General features: G+C 63.7%; 6 protein-coding genes. 1 reads left to right on the top strand and 5 read right to left on the bottom strand.

What is annotated here, in order from left to right; genetic code table 11:
• The coding region (locus K288_RS51020; protein ID WP_160169030.1) for an ATP-binding protein at positions 1-235 on the top strand (235 nt) is incomplete at its 5' end.
• Between the two features lie 83 nt (positions 236-318).
• Here the strand turns inward: K288_RS51020 and K288_RS47215 are convergent.
• From K288_RS47215 to K288_RS0132535, 5 genes are all read right to left on the bottom strand, one after another.
• The gene (locus tag K288_RS47215) at positions 319-1608 is read right to left on the bottom strand and encodes an extracellular solute-binding protein (protein ID WP_051334863.1); all 1290 of its coding nucleotides are present in this window, start codon (positions 1606-1608) and stop codon (positions 319-321) included.
• A 586-nt stretch (positions 1609-2194) separates the two neighbouring features.
• Positions 2195-3784, bottom strand: a complete 1590-nt coding sequence (locus K288_RS0132550) for a porin (RefSeq protein WP_027583312.1) — start codon at positions 3782-3784, stop codon at positions 2195-2197.
• 202 nt (positions 3785-3986) lie between these two features.
• Entirely contained in the window at positions 3987-4520 is a 534-nt protein-coding gene (locus K288_RS0132545; protein WP_027583311.1) for a response regulator transcription factor, read from the bottom strand.
• Positions 4510-5901, bottom strand: a complete 1392-nt coding sequence (locus K288_RS0132540; protein WP_027583310.1) for an ATP-binding protein — start codon at positions 5899-5901, stop codon at positions 4510-4512. Before K288_RS0132540 ends, K288_RS0132545 begins: the two co-directional genes overlap by 11 nt.
• Positions 5873-6667, bottom strand: coding sequence for an SURF1 family protein (locus K288_RS0132535; RefSeq protein WP_027583309.1), 795 nt, complete (start codon positions 6665-6667; stop codon positions 5873-5875). The genes K288_RS0132540 and K288_RS0132535 overlap by 29 nt, the downstream gene beginning before the upstream one ends.
• Between the last annotated feature and the right edge of the window lies 1 nt (position 6668).

Genomic DNA, 6668 nt, shown 5'->3' with positions numbered 1-6668 from the left:
CGCCGAGCGGCGAGATCTACTGGAAATCCTCGAGGACCGCCATGGCCGTGCCTCCACCATCATAACCAGCCAACTCCCCGTGGACACATGGCACGAAGTTATCGGAGATCCCACGCTCGCCGACGCCATTCTGGATCGCCTCGTCCACAACGCTCACCGCCTCGAGCTTGCCGGCGAAAGCATGCGAAAACGCAACGCCAAAACCATCACCCTTGACGAGCAGCCGAAACGCTGACCCTATCACCGCCTCGGCCGGAGCGAGTTGCTCACGATCGTCTGAATTCAGCGCTCATGATCGCGCGAAATCGCTGCTCATCATCAGTGAAATATGCAACCCTGCGCGTGGCGCAGGCACATCTTGGTCAGCGTCGCCTGCGAGTAGATTTGCTGTGCGACTTTGGGCGGTGCTGGCGACGCCGCAATTGACAGCTTTTGATGGTTGTAGGGATTCGGATAATGATAGAGCGTGCCCTTCGGCGGCTCGGCTTCCGCCCAAACCTCCAGCCTCGTGAGGTTCTCGTAGGCTGGCAGATCATAGCCGCCGCTGGCGACCACCAGCTTCTCAATCGATGACGGCTGCGAAAGATGCACGAGCAGGCTCTTGGCCGCGGCCTTGTTCTTGGAGAATTGCCAGATGGTCCAGAAGAAAGGCACGTAGGGTGCGAAGCGACCTCTTGGTCCGGACGGAAAGCCGTGGGTCCAGCATTGCTGGGCAACTTGCGGAGCGTCGCGCTTGGCGACCGCCCAGGCGCTCGGCGGGTTCATGATCATCGCGCCCCTGCCGGAAATCAGCCATTTGTTGTTGGAGGCGTCGTCCCATGCCGAGACATCCGATGGCAGGAAGGCGATCAGCTTCCTGTAGAAATCGAGCGCCTGCCGAACGGCGTCGGTCCTGACAGTCAGATTGCCCTTGGTGTCGACGAGTTCTGCGCCGAATGACTGGAAGACCGCTCCGGCGGTGTCAGTGCTGTCAGCGGTCTCGCCAAGACCGATGCCGAAGGGGAAGCCGCCCTTCTGGCAGGCTTCTGCAGCCTTGAGAAACGTATCCATGGTCCAGTTATCAGCTTGTGGCGGGCGGCCGGCCGGATACAGCTCCTGCACGTCGATATTGGCGTATTTCTTCATCAGATCGATACGCGAGCAGGGACCTTTGATCTGGCTGCCGACGCAAGACGGAACGCCGAGCCACTTGCCATTGGCCTGGCCGAGATATTCGACTGTGTAATTGATCGCGCCATTCTGCTTGATGATCGGCGCCATGATGTCGTTGACGGGCTCGAGCTGTTCGGCATTCGCGTGCGGCAGCCAAGTCGTCATGACCAGGATGTCGTGGCCGGCTTTGGCTTGCGCTTCGGCGGAAACGGTGAGGAGGATCTTGTTGCCCTGGCTGGTGATGTAGTCGATCTGCGCCTCGATCCTTTCCTTCGCGGCCCATTCATTGACGAGATCGGTCAAGGTCTTGTTCGCGCCAGGCACCCAGTGGTCCCAGAAGCCCATCGACAATTTGCCGGCGGCGTAGGCGCCGCGCACATAGGGCGCAGCGACGAGCGCAGCGGACGAGATGGCAGTCGCACTGACAAATTGCCGTCGCGAAAGCTTCCGTGACATCATTCCCTCCATGCTGGCCAATTGGCGTTTCGTCTTTCGTGTGCTTCGTCGGCATTGCGCGGACAAGCAAGCGCGCAAGCCTGCGGTGACTCGCTTCACGTGGGACTGTGCAGAGCTGATCGATTGAAACACTGCATCGCTAAGGACTCGCGTCAGCAGCGCATTGTCGCGGAATTCAATGCCCAAAGTTGCATGAGCGCAAGCGATGTAATCCGGCAGTCACCCTGTCCCAACGAAATTGGTTCCTGGAGCAGGATCCGGAAAAGTGGGGGCCGGTTTTCCCTCGCGACAAACGCGAAGCGTTTGCGCGGAGATCATGCTCAAACAAAGAGCTAGAGCGCGATGAGATCAGGTCGAATTGCATCCGCGATCGCTGCTGGGCTCCCTCTCCCGCTTGCGGGGGAGGGCTGGGGTGGGGGTCTCCGCGATTCACGCTGTTCGACCGTGTGGAGAGAGCCATCACCCGGCGCTTACGCGCCGACCTCTCCCGCGGGAGAGGTGAAACGCGTGGACGGGCTGATTCAACCAAAACGCATCATGCGCCAGGCTGGCGACAGCACAGAATCGACGCGAATGAAAAATGGCCTCAGAAGTTTCGCTGAACGCGAAGCTCCAGATGGACGGCGTCCTGATCCTTGAACTCGTAGCGCGTGGAGGGCTTCGGAGCTGCGGCCCCGAGGATCGCCGATCCCTGGAACTTCTGGTCGAGGTGGAACCACTGCACTTCCGCCGAGAAAGTCAGGTTCTTGACCGGCGTCCAGCGGGTCACCGTGCCGAGCTGCGAGACGTTGAAGTCGGGATTGCAGACATAGTCGGCGCTGACCGCCTTCGCCGGCGTGGTGTAGTTGGCGCACATGAATGCCTTGGCCGCGCCATCGTAGCGGACCGCCGAATAGCTGCCATAGAGGCTCGTCGACCAGTACGGATCCCAGTTGTGATTGAACGCGCCGCGGACGCCAAAGGCCTCGGTCAGATGCAGCGAGCCGTCGCCGCCGGCTGCGAACGGAAGGTAGACCGCATCGGTGGTGGCGCCGAAGCCGATGCTTTGATAGGCCGCCGGATTGCTGGTGCCGCCGAACAGCGCAAAGCTCGGCGAGGTCGAGTCAGTTCCGATGATGTATTTCGTGGCCCCCTTGGCGTAGCTCGCATCGAGCTTGATGTCGTCGGCGGTGCCGGTCGGCAGGTTCTTGATTTGCAGGGCAGCCATCACCGCGCCACCCCATTTCGTGTCGGGGTGACCGCTGATCTCCGACAGCGCAGTCGGCGCCGCACCCGGCAAGGCGACCGCGCCGGCCGGCGCGCCAGCGGTGTTGAGGACGTTGTAGGAGGCGTTCACCTCGTGCGCCGCGCCGGAAATCTGGAACAGACCCCAGGCCTGATCGATGCGGATATTGCCGACGACGTCGGGCGCATGGACGCCGGCATAGGCGTTGCCCGAGGTCAGCGCGGCGTTCAGCGGCAGCGACAGGTTGAACACGTTGGTGCGGTCCCACACCGTCGGATCGTCGAGGCCGATGCTGCCGGTCACGCCGTTGCCGAAGTCCGCGGTGTACTGGATGTTATTGGTGCCGCTATTGTCGCCGCTTTGGCCGCCCAGCAGGAACGACGAGTTGTTGCCCGGAGTACCCTGCCAGGGCGACGCGTAGGCGGAAGCCGACTTGCCGAAGGTGAAACCCGCGAACTGGACGAAGAGATCATAGATGGCGACATAGCCGCCGCCGGGGGTGTCGAGCAGGTTCGAGTTCGCGACAGGGAGCGAGCCATTGATCGAGTTCGGGTTGAAGGTGCTGCCGCCCAGCGTGGTGAACTGGAATTTGGTCGAAGCGAAGGTGCGGACCACGCCGTATTCGGTGGCGGTGCGGGTATCGACTGTCAGCACCATGCGCGAGCGGCCGACGAAATAATCGAAATAGCGGTTCCGCTGCCCGGCATCGCCATTCCACGCCGGCTGGCCGTGGGCGCCGCCGCCGTCGAAGGTGACGTCGGCGCGCACATAGCCGCCGAGCTTGATGCAGGTATCGGTGCCGGGAATGAAGAAGAAGCCTGCCCCGTAAGCGGAGCAGATCTTCACGTATTCGATCGGCTTGGCCTTGATCGGCAGATCGGCCGCCTGCGCGCCGCCGACGGCCATCAGGCCAGCCATCATTCCGAAAACGAGATTCCGCGCCCTTTCCATTCCGGGGCTCCTTCCCGTGACTCATCCAGGTGAGTCCACCAAGACTGAATCCAAGATGGTCGGCAGGCAATACGTGGCGCTGAACCCTATGCAACTGACTGGCCCGGTGTGATCTTTCTGTCACAAAACCGTCGACCAATCTGGTCGGCGCCGATGGAAAAGCGGCGTCCCACCACTTCCGGTACAGGGGGTCACGCCCCGTTCACTTCACCTGACGCTTTTCCAGCTTTCTTGCCAGCGTCCGGCGATGCATGCCGAGCCGCCTTGCGGCTTCGGAGATGTTGAAATCGGTTTCGATCAGGGTCTGGTGAATGCGCTCCCATTCCAGGGTCTTGATCGAGGTGGGACGCGCGGCCACCTCGATATCGGCGTTGCCCTCTGCCCTGCGGAAGGCGGCCTCGATGTCGTCGGTGTTCGACGGCTTGGCGAGGTAATGGCAGGCGCCAAGCTTGATGGCTTCGACCGCGGTGGCGATGCTGGCAAATCCGGTCAGCACGACGATCAGCATCTCGGGATCGTGCACATGCAGCGCTTCCACGCAGGCCAGCCCCGAGGCGCCGCCCAGCTTGAGGTCGACCACGGCATAGCCGGGCGTTTTCTCTTCAAGCACTTTCCGGGCCTCGTCGAGCGAGGCCGCCACGACGACCTGATAGTCGCGCCGCTCGAACGAACGTTTGAGCGTGCGGGCAAAGCCTTCATCGTCTTCCACGATCAAAAGCAGCCGGTCATCCGTCAAGGCCGCCTCCGATCGCCAGCGTTGCCAGGGGTAGCTCCAGGCGGATGGTTGCGCCGCCTTCTGTGTTGTTTCGCGCCATCACGACCCCGCCGAGCTTGCGCACGACGTTCACGACCAGGAACAGGCCGAGGCCGCTTCCCGGGCGTCCCTTGCTCGACTGATAGGGTTTTCCCAACTGCGCCAGCATTTCCGGCGCAAAGCCCGGTCCGCGATCGGTGACCGACAGCACGAGGCGGTCGTCGGCGCGCTCGGCCGCCAGCTCGATCCAGTCGCGCGATACCTCGGCGGAATTGTCGAGCACGTTGAAGATCGCCTGCTTGAGCGCGACCTCGGAGACAACAGGCAGGTCGGCGCCGAACTCGTTCCGGAAGTACAACGTGGCCGACGGGCGCGTGGTGCGCCACTCCTCGACCAGCGCCGCGAGAAAGGCCGTTACCGTGGTCGGCGACGATCCTTCGCCGCGCGCCTCGCCGGCCGAAACGAGGATGCCGGTGACGATCGATTTGCACCGCTGCAGCGACGTCTCCATCTCGGCGAGATCGTCTGACAGCTCCGGATTCGATGTGAGCGCCGGCATGCGACGCCAGTCGCTCAGGATCACCGACAGCGACGCCAGCGGGGTGCCGAGCTCGTGCGCCGCCCCGGACGCGAGCAGGCCCATGCGGACGATGTGATCCTGCTCGGCGGCATGCTGGCGCAGCGCGGCCAAATGGGCATCGCGTTCTCGCAAGTTGCGGTTAATGCGCGTCACGAACACCACGAGCAGGACGGCATTGAGCGCAAAGCCGATGAACATGCCGGCAACATGGAGGCTGAACGGATCGCTGAAGCCGTGCTGCGGCAGACCGAGCGGGCGATGGGCGACGGTCAGCCCGGCGAAGCTCAAACAGGCCAGCCCGACCAGCGACCAGGTCGAGCGCGCGTCGAGCAGGACTGCGCCGAGGGTGACCTGCAGAAGGTAGAGCGATGTGAACGGATTGGTCGCCCCGCCGCTCAGATAGAGCTGGCCGGTCAGTGCGGCGACGTCGAGCATCAGCGCAAGCAGGAGTTCGCGGTTGTTGATCTCCGCCCGGTACCGTACCCAGGCAAGGCTCAGGAAGTTGAGCGCCACGAGGGCCGCGATCACGCCGGCCATCGGCAGGATCGGCAGCGCAATGCCGAGCCACCGGTCCACGAATGCGATCGTCGCGATCTGGCCGATCACCGCGGTCCAGCGCAGCTGGATCAGCAGCGCCATGTTCTTGCGGTTGGTGGTGTCGTCAGTGGACTTTGGCGCATCCAGCGCGACCGGGGCCGTGCCGGCACCGGCCTTCGCCGGCAGCGTCATGGCCTCGCCCGTCGTTTTCCCGTGGTCATGCCGATCCGATATGCGCTCGAGCATCTGGGCCCGTCTTGCGAGATAAGTTGCGTGCGGCGGCCACCAGGCTGCGCACGGCATCGCGCCGCGCATCGAAGTCGCGGACATGTCCCCTGCCGCGCAAAGCGCGCAGGAGTGCAGCCGCCAGCATAAAGGCCATGGCGAACCATGTCAGCGCGTAAATCAGATGGTTGTTCGGGAACCTGACGACGGTCAATCCGCCGATCGGGTAGCCGCCGGGGTTGGGGGAGGCGTCGGCATCGATGAAGAACGGCGCGACCTGCGACAGTCCGCGCGCTGTGGCGATCGCGGCGACGTCGCGCGAGTACCAGCGGTTTGCCGTCGGGTCGTTCGTGTGCAGGAAGGCGCCCTTTGGCTCGGTGACCCGCAGCAGGCCGGTGACGCTCACCGTTCGGGGCGGATTTCCCTCGCTCCGTGTCGAAGCGTCCCGACGTTCCGGGGGAACAAAACCGCGATTGACCAGGACCGTGGCTCCGTCCGTCGTCTGCAGCGGCGTCAGGACCCAGAAGCCGCGGCCATAGTCGGTCACCGCCGCCACCGGCGTCTCGCGCTCATGCAGGAAATGGCCGGTGACGGTCACGCGCCGGTACTCGTCGCTTGACGCCGTGATCGCGTGCCACGACGAAGGCGCCGGCAGCGGCTGAGGGGCCGCATGCAGACGCTGCTCGACCCGGTCGATCAGCGCCAGCTTCCACGTCCTGCGCTCGAGCTGCCACACGCCGAGCGCAGTCAGCGCGACGACGCCGAGCGCCGCGAGGGCGACGAGCAGC

Source organism: Bradyrhizobium sp. Ai1a-2, from assembly GCF_000426245.1.
Classification (GTDB): domain Bacteria; phylum Pseudomonadota; class Alphaproteobacteria; order Rhizobiales; family Xanthobacteraceae; genus Bradyrhizobium.
Note: the sequence above shows the minus strand (reverse complement) of the source record. Positions and strands in the feature narration are given on the sequence as shown.